The 13581-nt window shown below is 67.4% G+C and carries 14 protein-coding genes; 11 read left to right on the top strand and 3 right to left on the bottom strand.

Translation table 11 applies throughout. The features are described 5' to 3' along the window. Positions 1-9: 9 nt before the first annotated feature. Entirely contained in the window at positions 10-498 is a 489-nt protein-coding gene (locus ACFY9V_RS06945) for a DUF6907 domain-containing protein (RefSeq protein ID WP_391159901.1), read from the bottom strand. Positions 499-885: 387 nt separating this feature from the next. Continuing rightward, positions 886-2082, bottom strand: coding sequence for a helix-turn-helix domain-containing protein (locus ACFY9V_RS06940; RefSeq protein WP_391159900.1), 1197 nt, complete (start codon positions 2080-2082; stop codon positions 886-888). 121 nt (positions 2083-2203) lie between these two features. Between ACFY9V_RS06940 and ACFY9V_RS06935 the strand changes: the two genes are divergently transcribed. The 11 genes from ACFY9V_RS06935 to ACFY9V_RS06885 all read left to right on the top strand — a co-directional run bounded on the left by ACFY9V_RS06935 (position 2204) and on the right by ACFY9V_RS06885 (position 12995). Then, entirely contained in the window at positions 2204-2911 is a 708-nt protein-coding gene (locus tag ACFY9V_RS06935) for a haloacid dehalogenase-like hydrolase (RefSeq protein ID WP_391160585.1), read from the top strand. Between the two features lie 122 nt (positions 2912-3033). Continuing rightward, positions 3034-3960: an ATP-binding protein gene (locus ACFY9V_RS06930; protein ID WP_391159896.1), complete on the top strand. Its 927-nt coding sequence runs from the start codon at positions 3034-3036 to the stop codon at positions 3958-3960. Positions 3961-3986: 26 nt separating this feature from the next. Beyond that, positions 3987-4478: a TrmO family methyltransferase gene (locus ACFY9V_RS06925; protein ID WP_391159894.1), complete on the top strand. Its 492-nt coding sequence runs from the start codon at positions 3987-3989 to the stop codon at positions 4476-4478. Positions 4479-5094: 616 nt separating this feature from the next. Then, positions 5095-5832: a DUF2786 domain-containing protein gene (locus tag ACFY9V_RS06920; protein ID WP_391159893.1), complete on the top strand. Its 738-nt coding sequence runs from the start codon at positions 5095-5097 to the stop codon at positions 5830-5832. A 71-nt stretch (positions 5833-5903) separates the two neighbouring features. After that, a complete protein-coding gene (locus ACFY9V_RS06915) occupies positions 5904-6368 on the top strand; it encodes a DUF6197 family protein (RefSeq protein WP_391159891.1) in 465 nt (154 codons plus the stop codon). Between the two features lie 100 nt (positions 6369-6468). Then, positions 6469-8223: a ParB N-terminal domain-containing protein gene (locus ACFY9V_RS06910; protein WP_391159889.1), complete on the top strand. Its 1755-nt coding sequence runs from the start codon at positions 6469-6471 to the stop codon at positions 8221-8223. A gap of 217 nt (positions 8224-8440) precedes the next feature. Continuing rightward, the gene (locus ACFY9V_RS06905; RefSeq protein ID WP_391159888.1) at positions 8441-9658 is read left to right on the top strand and encodes a hypothetical protein; all 1218 of its coding nucleotides are present in this window, start codon (positions 8441-8443) and stop codon (positions 9656-9658) included. Between the two features lie 813 nt (positions 9659-10471). Continuing rightward, positions 10472-11110 (top strand): hypothetical protein, encoded by a 639-nt coding sequence (locus ACFY9V_RS06900; RefSeq protein WP_391159885.1) that lies wholly within the window; start codon positions 10472-10474, stop codon positions 11108-11110. 63 nt (positions 11111-11173) lie between these two features. Beyond that, positions 11174-11533 carry a hypothetical protein gene (locus tag ACFY9V_RS06895; protein ID WP_391159883.1) on the top strand — a complete coding sequence of 120 codons (360 nt, stop codon included), beginning with the start codon at positions 11174-11176 and terminating at the stop codon, positions 11531-11533. A 125-nt stretch (positions 11534-11658) separates the two neighbouring features. Further along, on the top strand, positions 11659-12525 hold the full coding sequence (locus ACFY9V_RS06890) for a hypothetical protein (RefSeq protein WP_391159881.1): 867 nt from the start codon (positions 11659-11661) through the stop codon (positions 12523-12525). A gap of 116 nt (positions 12526-12641) precedes the next feature. Then, on the top strand, positions 12642-12995 hold the full coding sequence (locus ACFY9V_RS06885) for a DUF6409 family protein (protein WP_391159879.1): 354 nt from the start codon (positions 12642-12644) through the stop codon (positions 12993-12995). Positions 12996-13254: 259 nt separating this feature from the next. Here the strand turns inward: ACFY9V_RS06885 and ACFY9V_RS06880 are convergent, their stop codons facing one another. After that, a complete protein-coding gene (locus tag ACFY9V_RS06880) occupies positions 13255-13569 on the bottom strand; it encodes a hypothetical protein (protein ID WP_391160584.1) in 315 nt (104 codons plus the stop codon). Positions 13570-13581: the final 12 nt, after the last annotated feature.

Raw genomic sequence — 13581 nt, 5'->3', positions numbered from 1 at the left:
GCAAGGTGCTCAGCTCCTGCCGGGATGGTGGGCGGACCAGTCCTCACGGGCGGCGATGAGTGCGGGGCGCACCACGGCAGTGAGGAGGTCGGCTTGAGCGTGGAGCTTCGCAGCTACAGCAGCAACGCCCGCGGGATCGAGGCCGGGAATCCACCGTCCGGGAACGATGTGGATGTTGACGACCGGTTCGCGCTGGACGGGGTCCGGACTATATGGGTTGCAGTCGATGGCGGCTTCGAAGACGGCTTCCTCCTCAACCTCTTGTACGGACGGCACGGTCGCGATGTCCACCATCTGGCCGTCGTACAGGACGCGGTGGCCGATCTCCGTGAGCCGCATCGGGAGCGCGTCCATGGGAACGTCGACCTCACTGGGATCGTCCTCAGCCCACTCAGGCAGATAGCCCGATGCCGCAAAGCCGTTGACCGTGGCGATCGTCCATATCCCCGGCGTACTCCAGGGCGCGGGTTGCCGACGACCATTGTCGGCGGCGGTCATGACCGTAGAGTTGGGAACCTGGTTGATGGTTTTCTCCGTTAGTACGAGCAGGGCACTTCGTGTTCGGGGCACCTGGTTTCGTGGGTGCCATGCGCAGGAAACGCCGCGTTGGATGGAAATCCACTCGAAAGAGAGTGCCGGTCGCGAATTCGAGTTGCTCAGCGAACCCGGCTGCCTGGATTTCTCCTAGGCGCGGACATGCCGACGCTCTTGTGTGATCTCTCCGGCGGGTAGGGCAGTGACGTACGAAGATTCTCGTGCGATCGAGTTACTCCTGCGCATGGTTGTCGCCCCTCCCACCGCGTCCACAACGACGTGCCATGGATGCTAGGGCCGGGTCAGAGGCTCTACCCGGACTGCTGGTCCGGGTGGACTAGCAGTCCGGAGTCAGTGAACCCCGACCCGGTCGGCGAGTCCGACAACCTGCTTCCGGTAGGTCGCCCGGACGCGCTTGCGTAGATCGGTGATCATCTGCCTGGCCAGCGGGCTTCGCGCGAGATCCTCCGGCGCCAACTCTTCGAGGTCCAGCAGGTGCACCAGCACGGCGGCGTCTTCCTTGCGGAGGTCCCAACAACGGGCGACCTCAAGCTGGAAGGTGAACTGGCGTTCCAGGGGGAGGCCGTTGGTGTCGATGCTGTCGGCCAGATTTAGGGCGGCGCTTGATTCACCGGCCTCCATGTCGAGGGAGACCGCGTGCAGCGCCACATTCGTCGGGCCGAAAACGGTGTGGAGGACGTTGCCATCGCCTACGCGCTCACCCTGCGGTGCCGCCTGCTCGCGAAGCCTGTCCCGAGCGGCCCAGAAGTTCTTGCGTCGGCAGTCCGCGACAACGGCCACGAGGTGAAGAGCGCCGACCATCGCGGCAGTATCCGCTTGTGGGGTCCTGACGAGCCGCTCGATGCCGCGCGCTGCCACCTCGGCAGCGGCTTCCGGCTCATCGGTGCCCAGCAATATGTGGCCCAGGTTCCATTGGGCGGCGGCGATTCGTAGGGGATCATCGGCGTCTTCCGCGGCCCGCATGCCGCGATCGGCAACCATCAACGAGAGGTCACCGCGACCAGTACGGCGGCAGTAGGACCGAAGGAGGAAGTAGAGATCCGCGGCGCACCGCAAAACTTCGCGCTTTGCTTCAATATCCGTGCCCGTCCGGTGAAAGCGAACCGCGTTCTCCACGTCGGTGATCAGACTGGGCAGTACGGCAGAGGCGTCGGTGAACCGCGTCTTGCTCGTCTGCCAGGTGCGCCAGACGCCCTCTACCGCCTCGCGTAACGCGCTGGGCGACAGCAACGGTCGGTTGTGGCCGTCGGCATACCCCAGCAGAGCGTGAGCGACGTCCTGCTCGATGAACGACTCGTGTGAGGTCGTCTCAGGACCCGAAGTATCACCAAGGAGAACGGCTACGGGAACACGCAACTCACGGGCGATGGCCATCAGGACCGGCAGGGTGGGCGTCTTCCTGCCCCGCTCGATTCGGGACAGATAGTCCTCGCTGATTCCGCACAGGCCGGCCACGACACTCTGATTCCGGCCCTGTCTGTCGCGGTGCTCGCGGATGCGCTGCCCGATGAGTCGATCTGGTTCCACGGTGGCCGCTCCTTCGCTCCGTGGTGCGGTGTACCGAGGGTAGACCCGTAAGGTCTGGGCGTACGCGGCTCGCCACGATCGCGTGACCAACGGAGGCGGGGCCTCAAGGAGGTTTGTGCAGATGCTTTTTGAGCGGATCGTGCTGTGGGACATCGATCACACGCTCATGGACACCCGGGGAGTGGGACGTGAGCTGTCCGCCCAGGCTTTCCGGCGTGCGACCGGACTGGAGATGCGCGAGCAGGCGAAGATCGACGGCATTACCGAGCCCGTCATCTTCCGGGAAACCGCGAAACTGCACGGCCTGGTCACGGACAGGAGCGATTTCGAACGCTTCGCCGAGGCGCTGGCGGACGCGCACATCGCGCACGCGGCAGAGCTGCGCGCGCGGGGGCACGCGCTCGCTGGAGCCGCCACTCTTCTCGACCGCCTCGCGGACGTACCCGGTGTCGTCCAGACGGTGGTGAGCGGAAACATCCGGCCTGTGTCGGAGGTCAAACTGGTCACCTTCGGCCTCGACCAGCACATCGTCTGGGAGATCGGCGCCTACGGAGAGGACGCGGACGAGCGTCCTGACCTCGTACGTATCGCCATGCGACGCGCCACCGAGCACTTCGGCCGTACCGTCTCGCCCGCCGACATCGTCCTGCTGGGCGACACTCCAGCCGATGTCCAAGCGGCCCTGGCCGTCAACGTGCCGGTCATCGCCGTTGCCACCGGCCGAAGCACGGAGCAGGACCTGCGCAACGCCGGCGCTCCGCGAGTCCTGCCCGATCTCACCGACACCGAGAAGACAGTCGAATGGATCACTTCGGCTCCCAGGGCCTGACAGGCCTGTAGACGTTCTCCGACCCGGACTGAAGGTCCAACCGGACTGAGAGTCCGGGCGATGCGTCACCGCCTCCCCCAACCTTGAAGTGCACGTCGCCACGACGTGCGGGAGAGGCGACGATGCCCCGGCGCACCACGAAAGCCCGAGACGCTATACGTGTTGCCAGGTTTATCGGTCTCGCTGTGCTCAGGAGGCTGCGCAGACCGGGCCCGGTGCTGGTGAGCCCCGCTGAAAAGGCGCTGTACTTTTTTGTGCCAACCGGATCTGTAACTGGCCGGAATATTCCCGGCATCTGTGTACACAGTCCGGCGGAAAGTCTTCCTCTCCCGCCTGCGGATCGCTCTGCGCCGCCAGGCCCCTACTGGCTCACCACGCCTGCTTCGGGCCAAGCCTTTGTCTTCGCCGATGAGTTGTTCGCGGCGATAGCGGCAGCGCTGGCGGATGCAGAGCCCGGTCCGGGCCACAAGCTATGGAGGCCCGCCGAAAGGGGCGGGGACAGGAAGCGGAGTGAGACTCACATGCCCAATTTCAAGGGCGATCCTGAACCTTGCGACTTCAGGGTGTTGCCCACGGCCCAAGGTGTCGTAGAGGCTCGTCGACAGGTAGTGGATGTGGTGCGTCGTTCGAGCGTCTCGGTCACTGAGAGCGTCTTGGCCGACCTGGCGCTGCTCGCCGACGAGGTTATCGCCAACGCCGTCACGTACTCCCGCGCACCGTGTGCGGTATGCGTCCGGTGGACACGGAACCGCGTACGGGTCGAAGTAACCGACTGCGCGGACGATCTGCCGCAGCGTCGGCAGGCCGGAACGGAGGACGAGTCCGGGCGAGGGCTGCAACTAGTGGAGGCTCTGGCCGCGGACTGGGACGTCACACCGTGTCCCTCCGGCAAGATCGTCTGGTTCGAGGTCGCTATCGATCTACATGTCAGAGATGAAAACGCTCTCGCATCCGACGCACCTACCGCCTGGCCCCTCCACGTCCGTGGAATACGATCGAGTGCCGTGTCGCAGATCCTCCGCTCCACGGCGACGAGCACACGGACTTGACGCTGCACCGAGCGGGACGAGGCCGTATGACCCAGCCGTTTTCGTTGGAGATCACGTCGATCGGCACCGTGATCGGCGGGCGCATCGAGTTGACGGACGACCATTGGGCCGGCACGGCCATCATCCGGCTCAACCCCGACCTCCCCGCAGAAGTGCTCCAGGGCATCGAGCAGTTCTCCCACCTCCTGGTCGTCTGGCACTTTCACCGAGCCTCTCCTGACGACGTCGCACTCCACGCGCGCAGTCCCCGGAACAACCCGGAGTGGCCGCCCAGCGGTACCTTCGTCCACCGAAACCACCGGCGCCCCAACCAACTCGCCCAGTCGTTCCCGCGGCTGCTCAAGGTCGACGGATTGGACCTGCACGTGGCCGACCTTGACGCCATCGACGGCAGCCCCGTCTTCGACCTCGCTCCGTACTTCGCCGAGATGGGCCCCCGTGGACCGGTGGGTGCGCCGAGTTGGCCCACAGACATGCTGGTCGAGTATTGGGCGGACGATACCCAGTTGGGGCACTAGCGCTGCGACGGCATGGATCCGCGAGGCCACCGACGGCGTCACTGGCGAGTAGCCGACCGGGCGCACATGGCCGCTGGCACCGCCGCTGAGCACGGCGCATCGTCGCCGGCCAGGAGCTGGTCGGGCTTGCTTGACCCAACCCGCCGTCACCAGCAGTTGTGTGCGGCGCGGGTTGACCTCAGGGCTTTCTGTGCCTCCGGCGGGTCCTTTCTCGGAGGGGTGGGGCCTCGTCGTTCGGGTGCGGCACCGTCGTGGTGAAGGTTGTGGGGCGGGGTTCCTTCCTCGGTCGGTCACCCGTGGGGCGTACCAGGAACCCGGACACGGTATCCAGGCCGGGCCGCTTCGCGGTCGTTCGTTCCTCACGAGCCCGGACACCACGCCCGGAACCCCGGTCCGGCGGAGCTGTCCGACCGAGGAGGGAACCCCGCCCAGGCCCGTTGCGGCCAGGACCCGGCCGAGCCGCGCCTGGTGGACTGGGGAAGGAAGTCGCAGGCCAGGGCTTGAATCGTACTTCAGAACATGATTTAATTAGCGATATCGGAAGGGGAGGGCAACCCCCGACCGGCACCGGTAGGCCGACCGGCCGCCGTGAATCTCTCTCGCCAGGAGAATGAACGTGAGCACCACGAAGCCCTTGAAGCTCGAAACCATCCGGGCTCTGCTCGCCAAGGCGGAGGATCCCCGTACGCCCGAGGCGGAAGCCGAGCTGGCCCGGAAACGGGCCTTCGAGATGATGGCGAAGTACGGCGTCGAACAGGCGATGCTGAATGACGCCGATCCGGCCAGCGACGCCCCTGCCGACCGGATGATCGTCCTGGACAACCCGTGGGCCATGGAGCGTGTGCGGCTGATCAACCGCATCGCGCTCGCGCTCGGTTGCCAGCTCATCCACCTGGGCCGCGACGGCAACGGTCCTTCCCGCCGTGTCCACGTCTTCGGATATGCCAGCGATCTCCAGCGCGCGGAACTGCTCTACACCTCCCTTCTGCTCCAGATGAACGGTGGTCTCGCCGCTCAGACGGTGCCGATGGGCGACGGTGCGCGCGCATGGCGTCGGTCGTGGCTGCTCGGCTTCATCAACCGTGTCGGCAACCGGATCGAGGAGGCCGAACGCGGCGCACGCGAGCAGGCCGGCGGTGAGACCACCGCCACCGGCCGAAGCGCCGCGCTAGTCCTCGCGGATCGTAAGTCCGTCGTGGAGCAGAACTACCGGCAGGCGTATCCCCGTGCCCGCACGGGTGGCAGGACGACCATGACCGGCACGGGATACGGAGCCGGTTGGGTCGCGGGGAGCCGCGCGGACATCGGCGGGAAGCGGATCGGTCCCACCTCGGCCGGATCGATCGCGCCGTAATCACGCCAGCAGCTCGGGGCGGCTGCCCGCCGCCTCGGCTCCGCCTCGACCACTTCGACAGGAGTCCGATCATGCCCCGCCGTAAAGCCCCCGCCACTCCGGCCCGCATCCTCGCCGCTGCCGCAGACCACATCGAACGCGTCGGCCTTTATCGGGGCGACCACCTTTGGCAGCCCGGCCGGACGGGGGAGACCGCCCCGTGCACCGTGCTGCACGCATGGGAACGAGGCGTACGTGCCGCCCGGCCGCACTGGTCCGTACGCGGCGAACCGTGGGACATCTTCCACCGGGCCCTTGCCGACTCCCTCGTGGTGCTCAGCGACCACGTCAGCGGCCGCCCCGTGCCCGCCGTCCGCTGGCGGAAGCTCCGGCTCACCGAAGATGCCTACCGCCGCACTCTGCTGTGGTGCTGGGGGGACGCGCCCGAGCGGACCACCGGCGAGGCCGCCGCGACGATACGCGCGGCAGCAGCCCTCTGTTCGGCGGGCGCGGGTCACGCCAATGGGTCTTGTCCCATCAGCAAAAACATGATTTAATTAAACGTGCCGGGAATGGGAGGGCAACACCCCTGACCGACGCCGCCGCCGGGGTCGACCGGCCCCGGCGGCATCTCTCTCACCAGGAAGAAGACGAACGATGACCATCACCCAGGCTCCTCCTGTCCAGTGGCCGACCCTCGCCGTCGCCGAACTCACCGCGCACCCCGGCAACATTCGCGACGTTGACGTTCCGGCCGACGTGCTGGCGGACGTGAAGGAGAACGGCATACGGGAGCCGCTGTACGTCGTGCGCACCCACGGCGACGTGCCGCAGATCATCGACGGGTTCCAGCGGCTGGCCGCCGCCGTCGCCGCAGGGCTGGAGACCGTACCGGTCACCCCCCGTCCGGTGATCCGGATCGACGCGCTGACCCCGCACCCGAAGAACGCCCGCGAAGACCTCGACATCAACGCGCCGTTCGTGGAATCACTCCGGGAAGAGGGGTGCCGCATCCCGGTCAAGATCCAGCGGATTGACGGGGGAGTCGTCCAGGTCAACGACGGCAACCGCCGCTACTTCGGGGCGACGGACGCGGGACTGACCCATCTGCCGTACGAGTGGGAGGACGACGACCGCGACGAGGCCGGACAGTTCCTCGACATGATCACGACCGCCCACCACCGGAAGGGCTTGAGCCCGTCGGAGATGAACGCCGCGATGTTCAGCGCGGCCGAGGTCGGCGCGCAGGTGAGCCGCATCGCCAAGGCGGCGGGCGTCCGCCAGAAGGACGTGAAGACCCTGGTCAAGGTCCGCTCCGACGAGGCGCTGAGCGCCGCCGTCACGGAGGCGGGCGACTACGAGTGGACGTTCGAACACCTGGCCGCGCTCACGGAGTTCGCCGATGACCCCGAAGCGCTGGCCGCGATCACCGAGGCCGCCGCAGAGGACGACGCCGACACCAGGGACGTCGACTGGGCCGTTGCTGTCGAGCGGACCAAGCGCGACAAGCGGGTCAAGGCCGAGGAGCACCGCGCCGAGCTGGAGGCGGCCGGGCGGCCGATCAGAAGCGCCGAGGAACTGTCCGAGCGCGCGATACCCGTCTGGCGACTGCGCGACGTAAGGGCCGAGGAACACGCCGACTGCCAGGGCCAGGTATGGGTGTTCGACGAGCAGCGAGGCGACCGGTACACCCCCTACTGCACTGCCCCAGGACTGTACGGGCACACGGTGCCCGAGGGGGCCAGGACCGGCAGCGCCGGTACGAAGTCCACCGCCGAGCAGGACGCCGAGCGGGCCGCCCGTGCCGCCGTGAAGAAGGGCAACCTCGACTGGGACGCAGCCGAGTCGCTGCGCCGGAAGTGGATCACGGACCTGGTCAAGCGCCGCACCCTCACGAAGAACATCACCAACGCCCTGATCGGCCACGTCAACGAGGCGCTTGTCAGCGGCACATGGGGGGTCTCCGACGACCTGAACAAGCAACCCACCACCGAAATCCTGGCGGCATTCCTCGGGTTGAACGCCGAACAGGCCAAGGACCGGAGCAGGTTCGCCGGACACATCGCCAAGGACCCCCGCCGCGCCCCGCAACTCCAGTTCGCCGCCATCGCCGCCGTCCGCGAGAGGTCCGCCACGCGGGCGGCGTGGCGGACCGACAGCCAGCATGCCCCGTGGACCCGGAAGCCCACCGGTCAGTGGTTCAAGATCCTCGAATCGCTCGGATACCCGCTCACGCCTATTGAGCAGTCCGTTATGGACGACGAACCGTACGACCCGGCAAAGAAGAAGCCCGCCGCGATCACCAATGGGGGCGAGCCGGAGGCCGACTTGGAGCCGGGGTCCGACGAAGACACGGACGGGCCGGAGTCCGAGGACGACGATCCGACGAGCGGCCTCGAATCCGCCGCCTGACGGGTACGGCTGACCCGCGTCGGGGGCGGGGGACCGCCCGCCCCCGACCGGGGTGCCCACCCACAGCACACAACATGGCGTAATTGAGCATCACGGAGGGGCAGGGCAACATCCCTCCGACACCGGGGCCGCCCGCGCCCCCACCCCCGGCCGTACGCGGAGGGCAACCCGCCCAGCCGGGCGTCCGATTCCTCTCTCACCAGCAGGAGCACGCACGATGACCAGCGCAGCCATGCGCTTTTCCGTCCCCGCCACGGCCGCATCCCGCGTCCGTCAGCTTGTCGGGGCCACCAACGCCCGCGCCGCCGTCCACCGCCTCAACTCGTACTCGCTCGACATATCCGCGCCGTTCCTGGCCGACTACCACGACGCGGACGGCCGCCTGATCGGCCAGCGCCCGACCGTCACCGTCACGATCTCCGGAGACATCCCCCGCCACCGGGGCTGGACCGTCGTGGCCCGACTGGACCACGACCAGGAGGGGGAGACACTGCTCAGCCTCTTCCCCGGACTGCCCGAAAAGGACGCCGAAGCCGTACGCGGCTACCGCGCGGTCGAGAACGTCTGCCACGGCTGCAAGATCGCCCGGCACCGCACCGCCACCTACCTCGCCCGCCACGAGAACGGTGAGTTCCGGCAGTTGGGCTCGACGTGCGTGGAGCCGTACACCGGTCTTCCGGTCAAGGGCCTTGAGGCGCTGTGGCGTTTCGGCACGCTGAAGGACTCCGACTGGGACGGTGAAGAAGGCGGTATCCCGGCCGATCTCAGGGTGCCGGTCGCCGAGGTGTTGCGGGTGACCGCCGCGATCGTCACGCAGGAGGGTCGCTTCTATAGTCGGTCCGAGCAGTGGCACACCATCATGCCGACCGCCGATCTGGTCGAGGCGTACTTCTTCGACCGCAAGGCCCCCGTGGAGTGGCGGGCTGCCGTCGACGCCGAGCCCGACGCACCGAGCACCGCTGTCGCCGTACGGGAATGGGCGGTCCGGGGACACGGCAGCCTCTCCGACTACCGCCACAAGGTGGGCCAGTTGGCCAAGGGCGAGACCGTCGACCCCCGCCACCTCCCGACGTTGGTCTCCGCCATCGCGGGATGGCACCGCGACCAGGAAAAGGACGCCAGCGAACGGGCCGCCCAACACTCCAAGCCCCAGGGCACGGTGGGCGAGCGCATCAGCACGACCGCCACCGTCACCAGCGTGATCGAACTCGAAAGCCGCACCTACGGCACCCAGCCGCAACGGCGCCGACTGGTGAAATTCCAGGACGAGACGGGCAACGTCTACTTGTGGTTCAGCAGCGCCGCGACCGTCCCCGACACGGGCGACGAAGTCGAGGTGACCGGCACGGTCAAGGACCACAGCATCTACGGCGAGACCGCACAGACCGTACTGGCCCGATGCCGCGTCACCGAGCACCAGCCGCTAGCAGCCTGAGAAACCGGCCGGGCGGGGACGCAGATCTCCGTCCGGCCGGACCCTCAGCGCCGGGCCGTGGTGCGGACGGCATCGAGCCGCCCTTGCCACGTTCCGCCCACCGCCGTGGTACTTCCCGCCCGTCGGCGGCCCGCTCGAATGCCGGCCGTCAGCGCAAAGGACGTCCCTCCGGGACGGCTCAACCTGGCCCGGCTCGCACCGGCCGAACCGTCCGGCCCGCGGGCGGCCCTCCCGCTCCGTCCGGCCGCCGGGCCGAAGGACGTGCTCTGCGAGCACGGCGGCACCGTCCGTCGCGCTCCGCGCGATACACCGCATGCCGCACGTACCCATCCGAACCGTGCGCGGGCGCTTCTCGTTTGGCCCCGAGCCCTAGAGCATTCGTGCCTCCGGCGGGTCCTTTCTCGGAGGGGGATGGGGAGGTCGTTCGGGTGCGGGTTGGGTGTGGTTGGGGTGGTGGGGCGGGGTTCCGTCCTCGGTCGGACACCCGTAGGGCGTACCAGAAACCCGCACACGGTATCCAGGCCGGGCCGCTGCGCGGTCGTTCGTTCCTCACGAGCCCGGACACCGCGCCCGGAACTCCGGTCCGGCAGAGCTGTCCGACCGAGGAGGGAACCCCGCACAGGCCCGTTGCGGTCGGACCGGGCCGAATGGTGCGGGTGTAGTCGACAGGGAAAGCGCAGGTCAGGGGAGCTTCCAGGGTTGATCAGCACTCTAGAACATGATTTAATTACTTACGTCGGAAGGGGAGGGCAACCCCAACCGACGAACCTCGGGGCGAACGGGCCCGGAGGAACCTCTCACCAGGAGATGGAAATGGAACAGCGACCCACCGTCGCGGACCTCGTGTATCCGATCGCTCTTGCGCTTGGAGGGGTCTGGCTACCGCAGTCGGGCTATGTCGGCGTCACGGAACTGCGCCACGTCGCCACCCTCACTCACGTCGACGGCCGACAGTTGCACCTCTCCGAGAGCTGGGACGACCCCGGACACATGCACGTCAGGGGTGCATTCCCCGCCACGGATTACCCGTTCCGCAAGGGTGAGCGTGACAGCGTTCGTGTCGCCATGGACCAGGACCCTGCGGCCATCGCGGCGTTGATCTCGGACGAACTGATTCCCCGGCATCGAGGAGTTCACGAACGCGTCAAGCGGCACAACCGAAGCGGAACCAAGACGCGCCGAGACGTCAAAGAAGCGGCCCGCGACATCACCGAATGGCTTCCCGGATCCCGAACGAGGATAGAGGGAACCAAAGCCCAGATCTCCATGAACCTGGAGCCGGGGGAGGTGCAGGTCAGAATTGACGGACACGTGATCGACATCTCGGTCTATGACGCGCCCAGGGTCGTTGTCGATACGGTTCTGCTCGCCGTGAGTCGGTTCCTGCCCGACCTTCAGACGCCCGCAGATGAGCGCGGCCAGCCCGAAGAGGAGCACGTCTCCTCATCCTGACCTAATTCGGTGGCGCACTGCGCGCAGTGCGCCACCGAATCCAGAGCGACGAGAGACCAGCCGATGAGCGCTGACATATTCCCCATCACGCCCGAGTCCAAGATTCAAGCCGCGCACCTGCGCTGCACGCTCAGGCGAGCGCTTGCGCTTCAGGCGACCGAAAACATCTGGTCGAGCACCGAGCACGTCAATAACGCCGTAGTGATGGTCTGCAATGGCGAACTTCCCGATACCGGTCGATGGTTGCTGACCAGATCTCAACTCCACACGCTCACCATCGCCATCGAGTGGCGCAGGGCCAAACGCGCGGCCCGCGACCAGAACGCCGCCCCGGACGTCCTTGAACGCTGGACCGAGATTGAAGACCACGTCATGTCCGCGTACTGGGCGGCACGTCGCGGGGAGGGAACGCCCTGGACCTAAAAGGGTTGTCGAACACCATAGAACATGATTTAATTATGCATGTCGGAGGGGAGGGCAACACCCCGAACGACACTCCGGAAGTCGGAAGGCCCCGGAATTCGATCTCTCACCCGGAGGACTGCAATATGCCCCGCCAATCGAAGATGACCGACGAAGAGCGCCGCGCCTACAGCGCGAAGATGCGCGGCGACCTCGAAGCGGTCATGGACCGCGCGTACGACACGATGGTCGTCAGCGAGGAATTCTGGGCAATGGTCATGCGCATGGCCGCGACCCTGACCGACCGGAGCCCCGTCAACTCCATCGCCATAGCCGCCCAGTGCCCGAACGCCACCCGCGTACTCAGCTCGGGAGACTGGCGGAAGGTCGGACGCTACCCCGCCAAGGGATCCACCTCTCTCCGCATCTGGACGCCGATCAAGCGGCGGTCCGAAGACGGACAGGGCGCCACGACTGCCGATGGTGAGTCGGTGGTGCCGGGCGGAACCGGCACCGAGGAAGGCCGGAAGGTCTCCGGCTTCAAGGCCGGTCCCGTGTTCGACATCAGCCAGACGGACGGCGACGACTACCAGCCGCCCGCCGCCGCCCCGCTCGCCGCAGAGGTCATCCGGGATGTTCTGGCCACCCAGTATCGGGACGCCTACCGCGAGGACCCCGAGCAGTCCGGCGGATTCGACTTCAGCCGCGAGGCCCCGGACAACGCCGTACGCATCCTGCTGTACGGCCACGCATGGCGGCGCGTCGCCGAGGAGGACGCCCCGATGCCAGGCCAGCGTGCGGCCGAAGTCGCGTCCGCCGCCCACGTCGCCGCCCTCATCCTCGGAATCACCCCCGGACCGGCCGTGATGCCCCCGCTCGCGGGCATCCTCACCGAGGACAAGAAGCCGCCCGTGCACGGGTCCGCCGTCCGGGCCATCGAAACCGGCCGCGCCATCGCCTACGCCGTCGCCAGGTTCGCCGAGTCCCGCCGCGAAGTCGCCACGACTGGTTGAAGTAACCAGTAGAACATGGCGTAATTAACTATTCCGTGAGGGGAGGGCAACACCCCGAACGGCACTCCCGTCGGGGCCGACCGGCCCCGGCGGACCTCTCACCACGAAGGATCGACATGACCACCGTCGCCGACCACCAGGCCGGATCACTCGTCACCGCGCGCCCCTGGCGCGAGGCCCGACAACTCTCAAGCCGCCCCGGTGTCGTCGTCGGCCCGTGGGGCCACAACCTGCTCGTATGGTTCTGGACGCTCGGAGTTCCGGCCGCAGGCCGCACTGTGCAGGCGATGTTCCCCCACGAACTGACGCCGCAGGACGACACCTTGACCACCATGCACGCCGACGCGTTCGCCGAGATCCAGCGCGGATTCCCCGAGGGCTGGTCCCTGATCGGGGCGGACGGTAATGCCCTGCGAGCGGAGATCATCCGGGCCGCCCAGGAACGGGGATCCGGGCAGTCCCGGACCTGATCGACCCGTGGTTGAACCCCGGTCCGGGGGAGGGCAACACCTCCGGACCGGCAGGCCACTCGGCGGCCCAAAGGACGCGCCCCGCGGGGGCGCGGCAGCCCCTGCCGTCGCGCAGGGCGCGACGGCCTGCGGGCCGATCGTCCCTCACGACCCGCGCCCGGTGGTGCAGGCCGAGTCCACCGCGGTCCCCGGCCTTCGTGAACAGCGAAAGACCCTCACCAGAGGGGTACTCGTTTTACCGGCAGCGGCAGGCCAGTGGTCACTCGAACGGCTCGTCGCTCCACCGGAACCAGGCCCGCTCACCGTCGATGTGCAGCAAGAACTCCGCGACCGGGCCAGCGGGGCCAACCAACTGAAGCCTCTCGCAGATCTCGCCGACCACCGCATCCCACTCCTCCAGATCCTCCGCTTCGAGCAGCACCAACTCACGGTCGAACAGCGACTTCACCTCGACGAAGCCCTCCGCCGCGACGAAGCGCCCGGACAGCCAGGGAAAGTCGCTCTCCTCGATGACAATCTCGCCGACGACCTCTTCCGCCCGGCGAAGCTGCCAAACATCCTTCCCACTCCACATGACAGCCGCCGC

Source organism: Streptomyces sp. NPDC008317 (assembly GCF_042955955.1).
Taxonomy (GTDB): Bacteria; Actinomycetota; Actinomycetes; order Streptomycetales; family Streptomycetaceae; genus Actinacidiphila.
Note: the sequence above shows the minus strand (reverse complement) of the source record. Positions and strands in the feature narration are given on the sequence as shown.

Excerpts from the sequence above, each read along its gene's own strand:
- ACFY9V_RS06905 (WP_391159888.1), top strand. The coding sequence starts at position 8,441 with ATGACCAGCGCAGCCATGCGCTTTTCCGTCCCCGCCACGGCCGCATCC.
- ACFY9V_RS06900 (WP_391159885.1), top strand. The coding sequence starts at position 10,472 with ATGGAACAGCGACCCACCGTCGCGGACCTCGTGTATCCGATCGCTCTT.
- ACFY9V_RS06885 (WP_391159879.1), top strand. The coding sequence starts at position 12,642 with ATGACCACCGTCGCCGACCACCAGGCCGGATCACTCGTCACCGCGCGC.
- ACFY9V_RS06910 (WP_391159889.1), top strand. The coding sequence starts at position 6,469 with ATGACCATCACCCAGGCTCCTCCTGTCCAGTGGCCGACCCTCGCCGTC.
- ACFY9V_RS06930 (WP_391159896.1), top strand. The coding sequence starts at position 3,034 with ATGCCCCGGCGCACCACGAAAGCCCGAGACGCTATACGTGTTGCCAGG.
- ACFY9V_RS06880 (WP_391160584.1), bottom strand. The coding sequence starts at position 13,569 with ATGTGGAGTGGGAAGGATGTTTGGCAGCTTCGCCGGGCGGAAGAGGTC.
- ACFY9V_RS06945 (WP_391159901.1), bottom strand. The coding sequence starts at position 498 with ATGACCGCCGCCGACAATGGTCGTCGGCAACCCGCGCCCTGGAGTACG.
- ACFY9V_RS06895 (WP_391159883.1), top strand. The coding sequence starts at position 11,174 with ATGAGCGCTGACATATTCCCCATCACGCCCGAGTCCAAGATTCAAGCC.
- ACFY9V_RS06890 (WP_391159881.1), top strand. The coding sequence starts at position 11,659 with ATGCCCCGCCAATCGAAGATGACCGACGAAGAGCGCCGCGCCTACAGC.
- ACFY9V_RS06915 (WP_391159891.1), top strand. The coding sequence starts at position 5,904 with ATGCCCCGCCGTAAAGCCCCCGCCACTCCGGCCCGCATCCTCGCCGCT.
- ACFY9V_RS06935 (WP_391160585.1), top strand. The coding sequence starts at position 2,204 with ATGCTTTTTGAGCGGATCGTGCTGTGGGACATCGATCACACGCTCATG.
- ACFY9V_RS06925 (WP_391159894.1), top strand. The coding sequence starts at position 3,987 with ATGACCCAGCCGTTTTCGTTGGAGATCACGTCGATCGGCACCGTGATC.